Source organism: Spirosoma montaniterrae, assembly GCF_001988955.1.
Taxonomy (GTDB): Bacteria; Bacteroidota; Bacteroidia; order Cytophagales; family Spirosomataceae; genus Spirosoma; species Spirosoma montaniterrae.
This window is the reverse complement of the sequence record NZ_CP014263.1, coordinates 5,482,134-5,498,755: the sequence shown is the minus strand read 5'-3', so window position 1 is coordinate 5,498,755 and position 16,622 is coordinate 5,482,134. Positions and strand designations below refer to the sequence as shown.

Below are 16,622 nucleotides of genomic sequence, written 5' to 3'. Positions count from 1 at the left end.
TTTTAGGTTTACCAAAGTTAATAAATCGTTGTTATTTATCTGTTCGTCCCAGTACCAAACTAATAGTATACTAACCATCCGAATTAACGTCGATACAATCCCATTCACGTATTTCGCAGTTGGCCGACTTGAAACGCCAAAAAACCTTATTATCAATGTAGGCGAGAAGCATATCGTGTGTAAATATTTATAAATCTTGACAAGCAAAACACGGGCGGGCCAATCAATTCATCAACCCTTGTGATACATTGCGCACCGTTCAGTTACCACCATGCTCCGTTATCTGATTCATCCTCTGTTACTTTTGTGCGTGTGTTCGTTGTCATGGACACTAACCCAGGCCCAGCCAACAGTACCGGAGAGCGACACGCTTCGGCTGAATCGCAATGGGCGGGAAAAAGCATTTCATTACCTGACTTTTTACGAAGAAGGAGGCCCCATCCTGGGAAACGGCACGGCAGAAGCGGCCCAGCTCATCGACCAGTCGACTTACCGCGCACACTCAGTGATGGTAGGCTGGCAAATACCCAAGTCTGACATCTACAGCCGATTGTACCGGTTCCCGAAATTCGGCGTGGGGGTATATAGTTCTAACTTCCGTAATCTCGACATTGGCTTTCCCCGCGCCTATTATTTGTGGTTCGAAATCCCGTTTTCGTATCCGCGTTTCCGGCAACGGTGGTCGTGGGCCTACCGGGGTGGTTTCGGTATTGCCAACGATTTCGTGCCATTTGACGAAGATGCCAATCCCCTCAACGAATTGGTAGGCTCTACGCAAAATTGCTTCGTCGACATTGCCTTTCTGGCTCGGTATCACCTGAACAGCCGGTTTCTGCTGGGCTTGTCGGCAGGTTTCAAGCACTTCTCCAATGGTTCGTCGCGCCTGCCCAATTATGGCATAAATATGTTCCCTGCTGCGTTGTCGGTTCATTACCTGATCGATGAGCAACGCCCCGACTTCAGCCAGTTCGAGCCGTTGCCACGCTACCAGCCTCACTACCGCATCAACGTGAATGCGGCTGTGGGGCAGAAGCAATACAGCCGCGAAACGGGCTATTATACCAAATCTACGTTAGGCGTCAACGTGCTGCGGCAGTTTTCCTATAAATATCGAATGGGGGTTGGGCTGGACTTCATGTACGCAGGTGGCTATCGGGAGCGGCAAAACGTAACAGACCCGCCCCTGCGCGACGTGCTCAGCATGGCGGTGGTAGGCAGTTGGGAATGGGTGATCCGACCACGCATCTATATTCCGGTTGGCCTCGGCTTTTACCTGAATCGCAATCCGCTCAACGACGACAATAACTGGTATTACGAGCGGGTCGGCGTTCGCTATGCCGCCACCGAACATCTGTTTGTTGGCCTTACTATCAAAGCCCACAAAGGAAACGCCGATTATTTCGAGTGGGGTATGGGCTATACATTCCACAACGACACCAACGACATTCGCCGAAAACGGATTCGCCAGGTGGATTAGCAACTGTGAAACAGACAGAGTACTTTTTAACCAACAAATCAACATGAAAAATCTATTGAGTTATTCACGTTTCCTGTTGGCATTCACGCTGGGATGCCTCGTTCAGAACCAGGATACGAAGGCTTGTACGAGGGTGGTTTATCAGGGGCCAAACGGCACGGTGATTACCGCCCGTTCGATGGACTGGCGAGGTGAGATTCCGGCTGATTTGTGGGCTTTTCCAAAGGGCATCGAACGGACCGGCGAAGTTGGGCCTATGTCCATAAAATGGAAGTCAAAGTATGGAAGCGTGGCTACCAGCTCGTTCGACGTAGCCACCTCCGACGGAATGAACGAAAAAGGCTTGGTGGGCAACACCCTCTGGTTAGTGGAGTCGAAATATCCGGAGTTCAAAAAAGACGGAAACAAGAAAGGACTGGCTATATCGCTCTGGCTTCAATACACCTTAGACAATTTTGCCACAGTAGCCGAAGCCGTTGCGGATTTTCGTAAAGGCGAGTTTGACGTATTTTCCGATTTTGTGCCGGGCACCAATATGTTCACAACCATGCACCTCTCGCTATCAGATGCAACAGGCGACAATGCCATTTTAGAGTACATCAACGGCAAACTCGTTATTCATCACGACCGCTCATATACGGTGATGACCAACTCCCCAATTTTCGATCAGCAGTTGGCTATTAATCAGTACTGGAAAGACATTCCGGGCACTATTGGATTACCAGGCACCAACCGTGCCGCCGACCGTTTTGTGCGGGCATCGTATTACATCAATGCCATTCCCCAAACTGATAATACGCGGGTAGCGGTAGCCAGTGTTTTTAGCGTAATCCGCAACTGCTCAGTACCTTACGGCATATCCTCTCCTACCGAACCCAATATCTCCAATACTCAGTGGAGAACAGTAGCCGATCACAAAAACCTTGTCTACTACTTCGAGAATGTCTTAACACCAAACGTGGTTTGGGTTGACTTTAAAAATCTGGATTTAAAGGAGGGAGCGGCTGTCAGAAAGTTAGCTCTTTCTAAAAACGAAACGTATAACGGCGAATCCTCGAAGAATTTCGTGGTCTCAAAGCCATTGAAGTTCCTCGGTCTGTCAAATTAATTTTCAGGGAATACTGGCCCAGGGCCGCACTTTATGATTCAGGAACATACTGACATTACCACCCAAACACGCCCGTCAATCGGCCAGCACATCAAAGACGCTTGTCTGATTGTGCTGGGTATTTTTTCGGCGGCTTTTGGCTTCGAGGGTTTTTTGCTGACCAACGATTTTATCGACGGTGGTGCCACGGGAATATCGCTGCTGATTGCGGCCTTAACAGATATTCCGCTGCCGTACCTGCTCATTTGCGTAAACATTCCATTCATAGCTCTCGGTTATAAGATACTCGGAAAACAGTTTGCCGTGAAAGCGTCTCTCGCCATTGCGGGCCTGGCTATTTGCCTGACCGTTGTCGAGTTTCCCGACATTACGCAGGACAACTTGCTGGTAGCTATTTTCGGCGGGTTTTTTCTTGGAGTAGGCATAGGGCTATCCATGCGGGGCGGAGCCGTCATTGACGGAACAGAGATTCTGGCCATCTATCTAAGCCGGATGTTCGGTACGTCGATTGGAACGGTCATCATCGTCATCAACGTCCTGATCTTTTCGGTTGCTGCCTTTATGCTCGGCATCGAAATCGCTCTGTACTCCATGATTACCTACCTTGCAGCATCAAAGACGCTGAATTTCATTGTCGAAGGTATCGAAGAATACGTTGGCGTAACCATAGTAGCATCTCGCAGCGATGAAATACGGCAAATGATTAGCAATCAACTTGGACACGGCGTTACGCTCTACACCGGCAAACGCCCTGATGAGTCTGGGAAAACGCAAGGAATAGATATACTCTACACAGTGGTTACCCAGCTCGAACTAATGAAACTCAATGCTGAGATCGAAAAGATAGAGCCGGATGCATTTGTGGTGATGAGCAATGTAAGGGATGCGAAGGGGGGAGTGGTAAAGAAACGGCCTTTGCACTGACGATAACAACACACAGCCTGACATCGGATTGGCTTCCTCAATTTTACACAACGTTATTATGGATTGGCACTTAGTGACAAACAAACTGATTCCGAAGCATCTTACTCGTTTAAGCATGCTCGTTCTCCTGCCGGTTGTGTGTTTTGCCCAGCAACAACAGGAACCAACCCGTGTCCTCTTCGATAACGTCCGCATTTTCGACGGGAAGTCTGACCGACTGAGCGGGCCGGTACACGTACTCGTTGAGGGAAACCGCATCGCCCGCATCAGTAAAACGCCGATTATTCTGCCCGCTGTTACGTCGATGACCGTTATTTCAGGCCGGGGGGCTACGCTGATGCCGGGCCTGATTGACGTACACGTACACCTGACGTTTGGGGCCATGACAATGGCACAACTTATGAACCCCAAACTGACCGGAAAAGACGTTGACAGCATTGCTGGCATCCAGGCCCGTAATATGCTGCTACGTGGCTTCACGTCGGTACGCGACGTGGGTGGCCCTGTGTTCGGCTTAAAAGCAGGAGTCGACGGGGGCAAATTCACTGGCCCGCGCATCTGGCCTTCGGGAGCCACCATCAGCCAAACCGCCGGACATGGCGATTTGCGAATGCCGCACGAACGCTCGCGCCGATATTTTGGCCGGTGGTCGCGGGCCGAAGAAATGGAAGCCACCTTTATTGCCGATGGCCGCGACGAGGTCTTGACAGCCACGCGCGAAAACCTACGCAAAGGTGCCAGTCAAATTAAGGTAATGGCCGGTGGTGGCACGTCGTCGGCTTACGATCCGGTTGATGTAACCCAGTACACTTTAGACGAAATGCGAGCCGCCGTAGAAGCTGCCGAAGATTGGGGTACCTACGTAACGGTTCACGCCTACACTACCAGAGCCGTTCGGAGAGCCATTGAAGCCGGGGTGAAATGCATTGAACACGGGCAGTTATTAGACGAAGCAACGTTGCGTCTGATGGCCGCTAAAGGCATCTGGCTGAGTTCGCAAAACTTAGTGGCCGAAACCCCCGACATGGACCCGTTGCGCCTGCGAAAGCGGAAGCCCGTTATCGAAGGACAAGCGCGTTTGTGGCCTTTAGCCAAAAAACTGGGTGTAAAAATGGCCTGGGGCACCGATTTCCTGTTTGAACCCTGGCTCAATATGGAGCAGAACGAATATATTTTAAAGCTAAAACCCTGGTTCACACCCGCCGAAATCCTGAAAATGGTCACTTACGACAACGCACAGTTGTTGGCTTTATCGGGTTTGCGCAGCCCCTATGAAGGCAAGTTGGGCGTAGTAGAAGAAGGTGCTCTGGCCGACTTGTTACTGATAAACGGCGATCCACTTGCCCAACTGGACCTGATTACCAAGCCAGAAAAAAACTTCTTAGTCATAATGAAGGATGGTAAACTGTATAAAAGAGCCGATAATTAACAGTAGTAAAATTTATGTTGATTAAGCCTGACCTGCGACTCAGCCGGGTAATCCGAATCACCTGGCGAGTTGATTTGTGGATGATTGCGTTATGCACGGGTGCTTATCTGGTGGAGACATACGTAGTTCGGGGAAGCATCCATATTCCGGGGTCTATACCTGCATTGTTCGGTACGGCACTTGCTTTTTTTATTGGGTTCAACAATAATCAGGCATATAGCCGTTGGTGGGAAGCCCGTACCGTTTGGGGCGGATTGGTAAACGATTCCCGGTCCTGGACACGGAACATTCTGACTTATACAAAGGCTACCCAGACGGCTACACAGCCTGTTCAGGAAATACCCGCCGAAGACCTGGCATTACGAATGATACGCCGTAATCTGAGTTTCCTGCACGCGCTCAAAAGCACGCTACGTAACACAAACAGTCAGGATTATCAGGCTTATTTAAATCAGGCCGATCAGAAAGCTCTCATCCACTATACCAACATCCCGGCGGCTTTACTGGATTTACAATCGCAGGATTTGCAAACATTGAGAGACACTTCCCAAATCGACGGGTTTACTTTTCTAACACTCAACGAGTTGCTGGTTCGCTTCTGCGATAGCATGGGCAAATGCGAACGAATTAAGAACACAGTATTTCCGGTAACTTATTTGTACTTCACACGGATTTTTATCTGGATAATGATCGCTGTGTTGACGATGGATATCGTTGAAGAGGCCGGTATCTGGTCAATAGGACTGGGCTGGCTGATCGGGTTTGTGTTTCACGTAACGCATTTGAACGGACTTAGCCTGATGAATCCGTTTGATGGTAATCCGGCCTGTGTACCGCTCGATTCTATTGTGCGTACTGTTGAAATCAACGTGTTGCAAATGCTGAAGTCTTCTCAAATTCCCTCCCCTATCGAAGCCGCGAACGGAGAATATATTTTGTAGAAAAATGTACTATGTGTGCCCCTACGGGGCGAAAAACACTAAAATCAGTCATTAACTCTCACAATTTGCATCAATGAAGAATGAGAAAACAGTACTTTTTAATCAAGCGCGAATTCAGGAACGCATAGTGAAAGACTGGCAAGAGTTGAAGCAAAAAGGTTTTGACCAACATGATTCGTATCTGATTTCTTATCCTGAATTTGTTAATTATTTCAAGAATGTCAATCCTATAAATAAGCATCATCTTATAATAGGCATTCATTTTGTATATGGTTGGATGCCCAGAGTTTTTTCATTCACCTCTACTGATTTTGATGAATCTGTCCGCTGTCTCAATGAAGTAAACTCAGGTGGAACACTTTCAGATACTCAAATCGAAGTTTTGAAAGGACTTCTAAAAAATTCATTAGTAGGTACATCAAAACTGCTTCATTTCATCAACCCCAGTAGATACGCAATATGGGACCGACGGGTTCTCAGGTATTTATTGGAGCAAGATTCAATGCCACACCATTACCAGATGAAAGAGACTCAGACCTTTCTCAATTATCAGGCATTAATGAATAATTTATCAGAACAAGACTTTGCAAAAGTCATTTGCCGTACTATTCAGGAAAAGCTAAATGGACAGATCGTGTCGCCACTTCGTGCGCTTGAGATGGTCATGTTCTATACGGACAAAAAGAAATACGGAGGTAAAGACGAGAAGCAGTAAGATCTACAAAATAAAACCATTTCAAGCCTCGGCAGTCGAACGCCGAATCTGGATAGACGACCTTTTACCTCGCACCCGATGAAGTGCGGCTGGGCCTCCTAAGCCCTGTTTTTTCTAATTGTGAAAGAAGTTGAAGGCACCGATACCCGCCTGGATATGCGGGTGCAGCTTTCGCCCGATGGTATTAGCTGAATTGACGAAGGAACTGTTTCCAATTCCATCGAAGAACCAGGTCATTACTTCGTGAAAGTGAGTCATTTTGGGACTTGGTCGCGGGTTGCAGGCGAAATCACGGGCGGGGGAAACCTTACCGTTGGCCGCACTCGAAACCTTCGCTGACCAGACTGAACTCTCCATACTCCGGGGCGATGTTTTGATAAAAGCGGTATTACGGGCATTCATCGGTCTTTTGACGTAGCGCGGAAACGCGGCTTGACTCTTGAAATTCATTCTGCCGGAAGCCCCCTGTTGGATGTAGCGAACCTGCACGTTGCCGGAGCTAATATCGGGACGCCGAACCGCAACTGTCAATTTCTGGAATTACACCACCCGATCTTTCATCTTGATCTGCTCAACACGCCCCTAAAAATCGACCCAACCAACTAAGCGTGGTCCGACCAAACGTGGCCCGGACTGGTTCATGTACCGACCGGGCCGGGGCTGGGGGTAGATATTGATTGGAACTGGATTGAAAATCATACGATTGCCCTACGTACAACCCGATTATGACTATTACCGCTATTACAACCGCCGACCGCCGATTCGACCTCAGGGCCGGGGCTGGCTCCGATGCTATCCACCAGAATATCCAGTACGCCTATGCCGTTTGCCACCTGCACACGGGTGGAACCACCACCGGCACCGGGCTGGCTTTCACACTCGGCGCGGGCAATGACCTGGTTTGTCAGGCTATCAACGCCCTGTCTGCCCCGTTGCTGGGCAAGCCCATCGAAGACCTGATGGCCGATTTTGGGACCGTTTATCGGAGCATCACCGATCAGCCTGCCTACCGCTGGCTGGGGCCGCACAAGGGCGTGGTTCACCTCGCGCTGGCGGCCATCACCAACGCCTGTTTCGACCTTTGGGCCAAATCCCGGCAGGTTCCGCTTTGGAAACTCCTCCTCGATCTGTCGCCCGAGCAACTGCTGGCGACCCTCGATCTCAGTTACCTCGAAGACGAATTAACCCACGCCGACGCGCTGACCCTACTGACCAACCAACTATCTACCCGCCCCGACCGGAGCGAAGTACTGAAAACCGGCTACCGGGGCTATGACACCTCGGTAGGCTGGTTCAACTATTCCGATGAGCAGGTGGTCGAAAACACGCGCCGGGCCATCAGTAACGGCTTTTCGGCGATGAAGCTGAAAGTGGGTTCCAAAGACCCCGCCCGTGATATTCGCCGGGCGGGCCTTATTCGGGCCACGGCGGGCGACGCGGCTACGCTTATGCTCGATGCCAATCAACAATGGAACGTGCCGCAGGCCCGGCAAATCTGCGCCCAACTGACCGACGTAAACCCGTATTGGATCGAAGAACCCACCCACCCCGACGATGTACTGGGGCATCAACAACTGGCGCGGGCGGTGGCTCCGTTCAAAATCGCGACGGGCGAACACATTCCCAACAAAGTCATTTTCAAGAACTTCCTGCAAGCCCAGGCAATGGATTTTTGCCAGGTCGATGCCGTGCGCGTGGGTGGAGTGGCCGAGTTTCTGGCGGTAAGTTTGCTGGCCAAAAAGTTTGACGTGCCGGTGGTGCCACACGTGGGCGACATGGGCCAACTGCACCAGCATCTGGTCTTGTTCAACCACATTGCGCTGGGTCACGAGGCTCTGTTTCTGGAGCATATTCCGCACCTGCGTTCGCACTTCCGGCACCCCGCCGAAATTGTTGGCGGTTATTACCAAACCCCGCAACACGAGGGTAGCAGTTGCGACTTAATCGACTGAAAATGGGAACTTTAGCCAACAGAATCATTTTCCTGACCGGCGGTGCATCAGGCATTGGTGAGGCTTGCGCAACGGCTTACGCGAGCGCGGGTGCATCGGTCTTTATTCTCGACAATCAACCCGACCGCCTGACCGAAACGCTGGCCCGGCTGGGTAGCCCCCACGCGGGCTTTGCGGGCGATGTAAGCTACGAAGCCGACGTAAAAGCGGCTGTGGAACAGGCCCTCCAAACGTTTGGCCGCATCGACGCAATTCATAACAATGCGGGCAGCGCGAGTCCGTCGAAATCGCTGGACCAAACCACCGAAGACGAATGGGATCAACTGATGGCGATAAACCTGAAAAGCGTTTACTGGACCACTCGCTACGGCCTGGAGGCTTTGAAGCAAACACGTGGCTGCGTCCTCAACACAAGCAGCATGGTAGGCGAACTCGGCCAGCCGATTCACGCGGCTTACGTAGCCAGCAAAGGAGCCATGAACGCTTTAACGAAGGCAATGGCCCTCGACTACGCGCCGTTTGGGATTCGGGTCAATGCCGTTTGCCCGGCAGGGGTCTGGACCCCGATGCTCCGCGACTGGGCCAAAACACAACCTAATCCAGCCGCCATCGAAACGTATCTGAATGAGATTCATACCCTGGGTTACTGCCCCGAAGCCCATGTCGTGGCCGATGTGTGCGTGTTTCTGCTCTCCGATGCGGCCCGTTTCGTCACCGGGTGCCTGATGCCCGTTGGCGGAGGGGCCGAACTGGGCTACCGTCGTTAACCTCCCTAAACCAATCGCATGGCCCTTATTCCTCAACCTGCTCTGCCCCCTGCTTCCGCCCAACCCGCGACCGGCTCCACCTGGTTACCGCTGCTGGTGGTGATGCTGCTGATGTTTCTGTGGAACATCAGCCGAAACATCAACGACGTGCTGGTGCCGCACCTTAAACGGGCCTGCCAGTTGACTGATTTTCAATCGTCGCTGGTGCAGTCGGCGTTTTTTGGGGCCTACTTTCTGTGTGCGCTGCCAGTGGGATATTTTCTCAAAAAACGCGGCTATCAGGCCGGTATCGTTACGGGCCTTTGTCTGGCTGCGGTGGGCGGATTCCTGTTTTATCCCGCTGCCGAAACCCGATTTTATCCGGTGTTTCTGCTGGCTCTGTTCGTGATGGCTGCGGGCTTCACGTTTCTGGAAGTCTCGGCCACACCCTACGTGTCGGTGTTGGGGTCGCCCCAAACGGCGGCAAGTCGGCTCAATCTGGCGGCTGCCTGCGGGTCGCTGGGGTCAACGCTGGGGCCGCTGCTGGGCGGGCAACTGATTCTGCACCAACAGGATGTTTCGGAAGAATCCCTGCGTGGTTTGTCGCCGGACGCGCTGACGGCTTTTCTGGATGCCGAGGCCAACAGCGTCAAAGCCCCTTACCTGACATTGGCCCTCTTCCTGCTGGGTTTGGGTGTGGTGATTGCCCGGTTAAAACTCCCGCCCATTCAGCAAACCGACAGCTCTCCCACCCGCCTGCGCGACGTGCTCCGGTTTCGGCATACGGTGCTGGGAGCCGTGGCGGTGTTCTGCTACCTCGGTGCCGAAGTGGGTACGGTCAGCTTCATGATTCGCTACCTCAAATCGCTCGATTTGCCGGGTATTACTGAACAAAAAGCTGCTACGTTCATCAGCCTCTACATGGCCGGTGTGCTGATCGGGCGACTGGCAGGGGCTGTGCTACTCCGGCGGTTCCGGGCAGGGCCTATGCTGGGGTTAGTGTCGGGCGTAGTAGTGGTACTGATAACTGTCTCTGTGTTGAGTTCGGGCTGGGTGGCCGTTTGGTCGATGGTCAGCGTGGGGCTGTTCACGTCCGTGATGTACGGCATCATTTTCACCCTAAGCATCGCCGGGCTGGGACCACATACCGAACAGGGGTCTTCGTTGCTGATTATGAGCATTGTAGGCGGGGCCATTGTTCCCCCATTGATGGGCCTAATCTCCGATTATAGCACCATCCGCTGGGCGTTTGTAGTGCCGCTCATCTGCTACTTCTACCTGATCTATTACGGACTTTCCGGCTACAAACCCGCTGCCTTTGCTAAACACACTATTTAACTCGACCTATCAGGCTTATACTTCTGTAAACCCCCGATCATCATGAAAAAAGCAATTTATCTGACTTTACTCATTGGCTTGTGGCCTGCATTTGTCGCGTTTCGCCCCCTCTATAACCCACCCCGCCCAACACCACCCAATGTGGTACTGATTTTCATGGACGACCTCGGCTTTGGCGATTTGGGATGCTATGGGGCTACTGGCTATCAGACACCACATCTCGACCGGCTGGCTTCGGAAGGTATTCGGTTTACCAATTTCCTGTCGGCCCAGCCCGTTTGTACGGCTTCGCGGGCGGCTCTGCTGACAGGCTGCTATCCTAATCGAATCGGGCTGTATGGGGCGTTGTTTCCAGGGTCGAAAATTGGTATCAACAGCGAGGAGACTACACTCGCCGAACTCCTCAAAAGCCAGGGTTATGCAACAGCCATCTTCGGTAAATGGCATCTGGGCGATCAGCGACCATTTCTGCCACTCAACCACGGCTTCGACGAATATGTGGGCCTGCCTTACTCCAACGACATGTGGCCGGTTGATTACGATGGCAAGCCGGTGTCAGCAACATCTTCGCCGAAAGCACGATTCACAGACTTGCCACTCCTGCGCGGGAAAGGCGATACACTTCGCCTGATTCGCACCCTCGACGATCAGGCCGAGCTAACCGGGTTGCTCACGATGCAGGCTGTCGATTTTATCAAGCGAAATCGAAAAAAGCCTTTTTTTCTATATCTGGCGCATCCGATGCCCCATGTTCCCATTGCCGCATCGGCTCGTTTTCGGGGGCGAACCGAGCGTGGGCTGTTTGGCGATGTCATTACCGAAATCGACCATTCGGTTGGCGAGGTACTTGCCGCGCTCAAAGCCAATAAGTTAGACAAGAACACGCTGGTTGTTTTCACCAGCGACAATGGCCCCTGGTACAATTTCGGTAATCATGCCGGATCGACCAGTGGGTTGCGGGAAGGCAAGGGTACAACCTACGAAGGAGGCAACCGAATACCTTGTCTGGTACGATGGCCGGGTGTTATTCCTGCCGGGCTGGTCTGCAACGCGCTGGCTTCGACCATCGACCTCTTACCGACCATTGCGGGCCGCTGCGGGGCACCGCTACCCAGCCGCAAACTCGACGGGGTTGATTTGTGGCCGTTGTGGCAGGGCGACCTGACGGCAAGTCCGCGAAAGGAGTTTTACTATTATTACCGCAAAAACAACCTGGAGGCTGTTCGGCGGGGCAACTGGAAATTAGTGTTACCGCATCCGGGCCGCACCTACGGAGCTTTCCCGGTAGGGCAAAATGGATTTCCGGGCAAAACCAACGAAAATAACCCCGAAACACTGGCCCTCTACGACCTGAGCCGCGACCCCGGCGAACGCTACGATCTCAAAGATCAGTTTCCAGAGCGTGTAGCGGAACTACAACAGATAGCCACTGCCGCCCGGCTCGACCTGGGCGATGACCTGACCGCTCAAAAAGGAGCCAACACGCGCCCGGCGGGTGAGCTCCCTTAGCTCGATCTTCGCACAATCAACTGCGTGGGTAGCATCACCTGTTCCGGTACGTCGGAAACGGGTCCGTGCAGGGCGTTGAGCAGCAGACGGGCCGTTTCGCGGCCAATTTCGGCCATTGGCTGCGCAACGGTAGTCAGCGACGGTTCCACCAGTTCCGATACCGGGTCGTCGCTGAACCCCACAATGGCGAGTTCGGCAGGCACCCTGATGCCCCGGCTCCGGCACACTCTCAGTGCTTCGATGGCGGCAGGGTCGTTCATGGCAAAGAGCGCGTCGGGCGGGTGGGGCAGATTTAGTAAGTGATTAACATAGATATTAACCTTCTCAAGCGTCAGATCATAAGATATAATTAGCTCATTGTCAACCGGCAGCCCATAGTGCAGGAGCGCGTCGTGGTAGCCGTTTAGGCGGTTGCGGCTGTTCGGCAGCGAGTCGGGACCGGCTAAGTGGGCAATGCGTCGTCGGCCCGTCTGGATGAGGTGTTCAACAGCCACGAACGCCCCCCGGTAGTCGTCGACCGTTACGTTAGGCACAGTCATGTCTTCGCAGACGCGGTTGAAAAATACGACCGGGATACCCTTCCGCTGAAACGTCCGCAGGTGGTCGAAGTTGCGGGTTTCTTTCGTGTGCGACACCATCAGCCCGTCGACCCGGTTAGCCAGCAGGGTGCGGGCATTGGCTACCTCGGTTTCATACGATTCACCCGATTGGCAGATCACGACGTTGTAGCCCGCTTCAACCAGCACCTGTTGCGCACTCATAATTACTTTCGGGAAAAACGACGACAGAAACTCCGGCACGAGCATTCCGACGGTATTGGTACGACTCTTCACTAAACTGTGTGCCAGTTGGTTTGGCTGATAATCGAGTTGGTTCGCTACGTCGAGCACGGCCTGTCGGGTGCCGGGATGAATGTCGCTCTGCCCGCGCAAAGCCCGCGAAACTGTCGATTTAGAAATACCCAATTGCTCTGCGATGTCAACAATAGTAACCTGATGGGGCCGTAACGATGGGGTGTGTACCTCATTGGGGAAGCTAAAATGCACCTGACAGGCTTTACAGAAATACCGCTGCTTTCCCCGCACAATACCTGCCCGGTTAATGGATTCGACCTGTTTGCAATGCGGACAGCGTATCATAGTAAAATTGTTATTTTCCAAGAAGTGAGCATCAGCAGCCAATTCATCTCCAGGCTCATGAATTGCTTTTATTTGTGATACTCTGAAGCACATATTCGCTAAAAAATACCTATCGGATACGTTACCGGGAACGTTCCCGGTAGTTATTATCTAATAAGTCTAAGTTTTTCACTTGAAAAGTCAATCAACACGTATAGATTCCCAACATCGACTCAGAAACTGACAGTAGCTGAGCCGATGATCTGTCAGACTTATTTTGACTTTTTCTAATATACTGCCTTTACTTAATCTCTAAACCGTTAACCGATCTATGAAACAATTTCTATCCGTCCTGTGGCTTTTGCTGGCCGTGGGGAATCAGGCTCTGGCTCAGTCGCCGACACGCGCTGTGTCGGGCCGGGTCACAGGCCAAACGGGCGATGGTCTGCCGGGCGTCAATATCGTCGTCAAAGGCACCCAGAAAGGCACCACCACCAACACCAACGGGCAATATTCGCTTGCCGAAGTACCAGCAGGCGCTACGCTGACGTTCTCGTCTATCGGCTTTGTGGCGCAGGACATAGCCGTCGGCAATCGCACAACGCTCGACGTATCACTCTCCGCCGACGACCGCTCCCTCTCCGAAGTGATTGTGGTCGGCTACGGTACGCAGCGCAAGATTGAAACCACCGGCTCCATCGCGTCTATTAAATCTGATGAACTGCTGCAACTGCCGGTAGCCAACGTCACGCAGGGCATACAATCGCGGGTGGCGGGGGTGCAGATCACCCAGAACTCGTCGGCACCGGGCGGGGGCGCAAGTGTCCGGATTCGGGGCACCAATTCCATCAACGGCACCTCGGAACCGCTCTACGTCCTGGATGGAGTACAAATTGCCGTGGGGTTAGATCAGAACGCAAACAACCAGAACCCACTCTCAAACATCAATCCCAACGATATTGAGAGCGTTGAGGTGCTGAAAGATGCTTCTTCTACGGCCATCTACGGCGCACGGGGAGCCAACGGGGTAATACTCATTACGACTAAACGGGGAAAAGCCGGCACGTCGCGCGTTTCGTATGATGCCTACTACGGAACGCAGCAGGTCAACAAAACGCTGGACGTGCTGAATTCAACGCAATTTGCCGCGTTGGAAAACGAAATCTTCAAAACGTCCGTCTTTCCAGATCCTAACAATCCTGGTCCAAATACTGACTGGCAGAACCTTATATTCCGGCGGGCACCCATCCAGAATCATCAGCTCACGGTGACGGGTGGTACCGAGAAGACGCAGGTGGCCTTTTCGCTCAATTACTTCGATCAAAGCGGTATTATCATTAACTCCCGGTTCCGGCGGTATTCGCTACGGACCAACGTCGATCACCGGGTTAACAACTGGCTGAAAGTAGGCACGAGTCTCTTGCTGTCGAACTCGGTCAATAATCGCACGCAAACGGCCAACACCAGCATCGACGGCCCCGCCGTGACGGCCAGTATTCTGGGGGCGGCTCTGGCGGCTCCACCAACGCTCGTGCCGTACCGCGAAGATGGCAGTGTCTGGCCGTTCGGCGATCAGTTTAGTGCCCGTTACCGCGAGGCCGCCAATCCCGTTGGACTGGCGCAGATTCTGGACCGGATCACCAACAACACGCTGCTGGCTAACTTCTACGCCGACCTGAATCTGGCCAAAGGGCTGACCTACCGGGCCTCCTTCAACGTAACGCAGTTCAACAACCTCGGCGATTTCTACTCGCCCAAATCGATTGTCAATCTGGCTGATCAGGCACTGGCGGGGTCGGCGCAAAAAAACAACCAGTACGGGCGTAGTTTGCTGCACGAGAGCATCCTGACCTACGCAACGAGCTTCAACGCGATTCACTCGCTGAAGTTTACGGGGGTGTTTGCCTCGTTGAAGAACGAAGGCAGCAACAACAACATCAGCGGCACGCAGTTCCCGAACGATGCTACCGCCAACGAAGCCATTGCCTTATCTACTAACCGGAACGTCAGCAGCGGGCGCAGTGAGAGCCGCTTAGATTCGTACCTGGGGCGGGTTAACTACGGTTTCCGCGATAAGTATTTCGTGGACGTAACGGCCCGCTACGATGGGGCCAGTCAGTTCGGGGCTGAGAATAAGTACGGATTTTTCCCGGCGGTGGCTGCGGCCTGGCGCGTCATCGAAGAGCCGTTTCTGAAAGGTGCCACCTGGCTCTCGGACCTGAAACTGCGTGGCAGCTATGGGCAGACCGGTAATGCCGGTGCCATTGGGCCGTATCAGTCACTCGCGTTGGTAGGCTCGGGGGGAAACAACGCCTATGCATTCAACCACGTTTACACAACGGGGATTGCCCCGACGGGTATCCCGAACAGCGAGTTGCAATGGGAACGTTCGACGCAGGCCAACCTGGGCCTGGACCTGGGCCTGTTCAACAACCGGCTGAACGTGGTTGTCGATGTCTATAACAAACGTACCGACAACCTGTTGTTTGTGCGGCAACTGCCTCCTTCATCGGGCTACACGACCATTACGGGCAATTTTGCGACCATTCAGAACCGGGGCATCGAGATGGCCGTCAGCGGGCGCGTACTCGACGGGCCGGTGAAACTGAACGTCAGTGCCAATGCCACCATCAACCGCAACAAACTGCTGGCGTTGAACGACTTGCTTCAGAACTTCGCCGTCAACAACTACGGCGTGTTGCAGGTGGGGCAACCCATCGGGGTGTTTCGCACCTATGTGTTCGACGGCAACTACCAGACCGGCGAGTCGATCCTGCCGGGGTCGGGCAGCCGATTGGGCGGGCCGAAAGTACGTGACCTGAACGGCGACGGACAGATTTCGGTGGCCGATCAGACCATTACGGGCGACCCCAACCCGAGGCTGATCTACGGCTTCTCGGCGAACCTGTCCTACAAAAACTTCGATTTCAGCACCTTTTTCGCGGGTGTGCGGGGCAATCAGATTTACAACCTGATTCGCTACACGCTCGAAAATCCGTCGGGCGGGCGTAACCTGCTGGCGGGCGTCGCCAACCGCTGGACGCCCACCAACCCCAACAACGAGTTTGCCAGTGTATTGCAGGGCGGTCGTCTGCCCATCTCCGACCGGTTCCTTGAAGATGGTTCGTTTCTACGCTGCAAAAACATAACGCTCGGCTACCGGCTACCAGCCATCAAAGGGCTACAGGCGGTGCGGGTGTATGTCAGTACCAACAACCCCTTCACGTTTACGAACTACAGCGGCTTCGACCCCGAAGTGAACTCGTTCGGCAACTCCAATACGCAGATCGGCGTGGATAACTTAGTGTATCCAATTGCTCGTTCGTACATCGCCGGTTTGCAGGTTTCGTTCTAATCCTTTCACG

Annotated in this window: 14 protein-coding genes; 12 read left to right on the top strand and 2 right to left on the bottom strand. The window is 53.0% G+C overall.

Annotated features, from left to right (window positions below; genetic code table 11):
• Positions 1 to 271: 271 nt before the first annotated feature.
• The 6 genes from AWR27_RS23615 to AWR27_RS23590 all read left to right on the top strand — a co-directional run bounded on the left by AWR27_RS23615 (position 272) and on the right by AWR27_RS23590 (position 6,594).
• The gene (locus tag AWR27_RS23615) at positions 272 to 1,477 is read left to right on the top strand and encodes a hypothetical protein (RefSeq protein WP_077133461.1); all 1,206 of its coding nucleotides are present in this window, start codon (positions 272 to 274) and stop codon (positions 1,475 to 1,477) included.
• A gap of 43 nt (positions 1,478 to 1,520) precedes the next feature.
• Positions 1,521 to 2,585, top strand: a complete 1,065-nt coding sequence (locus tag AWR27_RS23610) for a linear amide C-N hydrolase (RefSeq protein ID WP_077133460.1) — start codon at positions 1,521 to 1,523, stop codon at positions 2,583 to 2,585.
• A gap of 33 nt (positions 2,586 to 2,618) precedes the next feature.
• Positions 2,619 to 3,509 carry a YitT family protein gene (locus tag AWR27_RS23605; RefSeq protein WP_077133459.1) on the top strand — a complete coding sequence of 297 codons (891 nt, stop codon included), beginning with the start codon at positions 2,619 to 2,621 and terminating at the stop codon, positions 3,507 to 3,509.
• 115 nt (positions 3,510 to 3,624) lie between these two features.
• The gene (locus tag AWR27_RS23600; RefSeq protein ID WP_157579297.1) at positions 3,625 to 4,938 is read left to right on the top strand and encodes a metal-dependent hydrolase family protein; all 1,314 of its coding nucleotides are present in this window, start codon (positions 3,625 to 3,627) and stop codon (positions 4,936 to 4,938) included.
• A 14-nt stretch (positions 4,939 to 4,952) separates the two neighbouring features.
• Positions 4,953 to 5,879 carry a bestrophin family protein gene (locus tag AWR27_RS23595; protein ID WP_077133458.1) on the top strand — a complete coding sequence of 309 codons (927 nt, stop codon included), beginning with the start codon at positions 4,953 to 4,955 and terminating at the stop codon, positions 5,877 to 5,879.
• Positions 5,880 to 5,952: 73 nt separating this feature from the next.
• On the top strand, positions 5,953 to 6,594 hold the full coding sequence (locus AWR27_RS23590) for a hypothetical protein (RefSeq protein WP_077133457.1): 642 nt from the start codon (positions 5,953 to 5,955) through the stop codon (positions 6,592 to 6,594).
• A 114-nt stretch (positions 6,595 to 6,708) separates the two neighbouring features.
• On the opposite strand, the gene AWR27_RS23585 is transcribed toward AWR27_RS23590, so the two are convergent.
• Complete coding sequence (locus AWR27_RS23585) at positions 6,709 to 6,996, bottom strand: hypothetical protein (protein WP_157579296.1); 288 nt, start codon at positions 6,994 to 6,996, stop codon at positions 6,709 to 6,711.
• A gap of 30 nt (positions 6,997 to 7,026) precedes the next feature.
• Here AWR27_RS23585 and AWR27_RS25440 point away from each other — a divergent pair, with 30 nt between their 5' ends.
• The 5 genes from AWR27_RS25440 (at position 7,027) to AWR27_RS23565 (ending at position 12,139) form a co-directional block, all read left to right on the top strand.
• Positions 7,027 to 7,200: a hypothetical protein gene (locus tag AWR27_RS25440; protein ID WP_157579295.1), complete on the top strand. Its 174-nt coding sequence runs from the start codon at positions 7,027 to 7,029 to the stop codon at positions 7,198 to 7,200.
• 119 nt (positions 7,201 to 7,319) lie between these two features.
• Positions 7,320 to 8,546: an enolase C-terminal domain-like protein gene (locus tag AWR27_RS23580; RefSeq protein ID WP_077133455.1), complete on the top strand. Its 1,227-nt coding sequence runs from the start codon at positions 7,320 to 7,322 to the stop codon at positions 8,544 to 8,546.
• A 2-nt stretch (positions 8,547 to 8,548) separates the two neighbouring features.
• Positions 8,549 to 9,313, top strand: a complete 765-nt coding sequence (locus AWR27_RS23575; RefSeq protein ID WP_077133454.1) for an SDR family NAD(P)-dependent oxidoreductase — start codon at positions 8,549 to 8,551, stop codon at positions 9,311 to 9,313.
• Positions 9,314 to 9,331: 18 nt separating this feature from the next.
• The gene (gene fucP, locus AWR27_RS23570; RefSeq protein WP_077133453.1) at positions 9,332 to 10,630 is read left to right on the top strand and encodes an L-fucose:H+ symporter permease; all 1,299 of its coding nucleotides are present in this window, start codon (positions 9,332 to 9,334) and stop codon (positions 10,628 to 10,630) included.
• A 42-nt stretch (positions 10,631 to 10,672) separates the two neighbouring features.
• Entirely contained in the window at positions 10,673 to 12,139 is a 1,467-nt protein-coding gene (locus tag AWR27_RS23565) for a sulfatase family protein (protein ID WP_077133452.1), read from the top strand.
• On the opposite strand, the gene AWR27_RS23560 is transcribed toward AWR27_RS23565, so the two are convergent.
• Entirely contained in the window at positions 12,136 to 13,278 is a 1,143-nt protein-coding gene (locus AWR27_RS23560; RefSeq protein WP_077133451.1) for a LacI family DNA-binding transcriptional regulator, read from the bottom strand. The two genes, AWR27_RS23565 and AWR27_RS23560, sit on opposite strands and share 4 nt — an antisense overlap.
• Before the next feature lie 310 nt (positions 13,279 to 13,588).
• On the opposite strand from AWR27_RS23560, the gene AWR27_RS23555 reads away from it, so the two are divergent.
• The gene (locus AWR27_RS23555; RefSeq protein ID WP_077133450.1) at positions 13,589 to 16,612 is read left to right on the top strand and encodes a SusC/RagA family TonB-linked outer membrane protein; all 3,024 of its coding nucleotides are present in this window, start codon (positions 13,589 to 13,591) and stop codon (positions 16,610 to 16,612) included.
• Positions 16,613 to 16,622 lie beyond the last annotated feature (10 nt).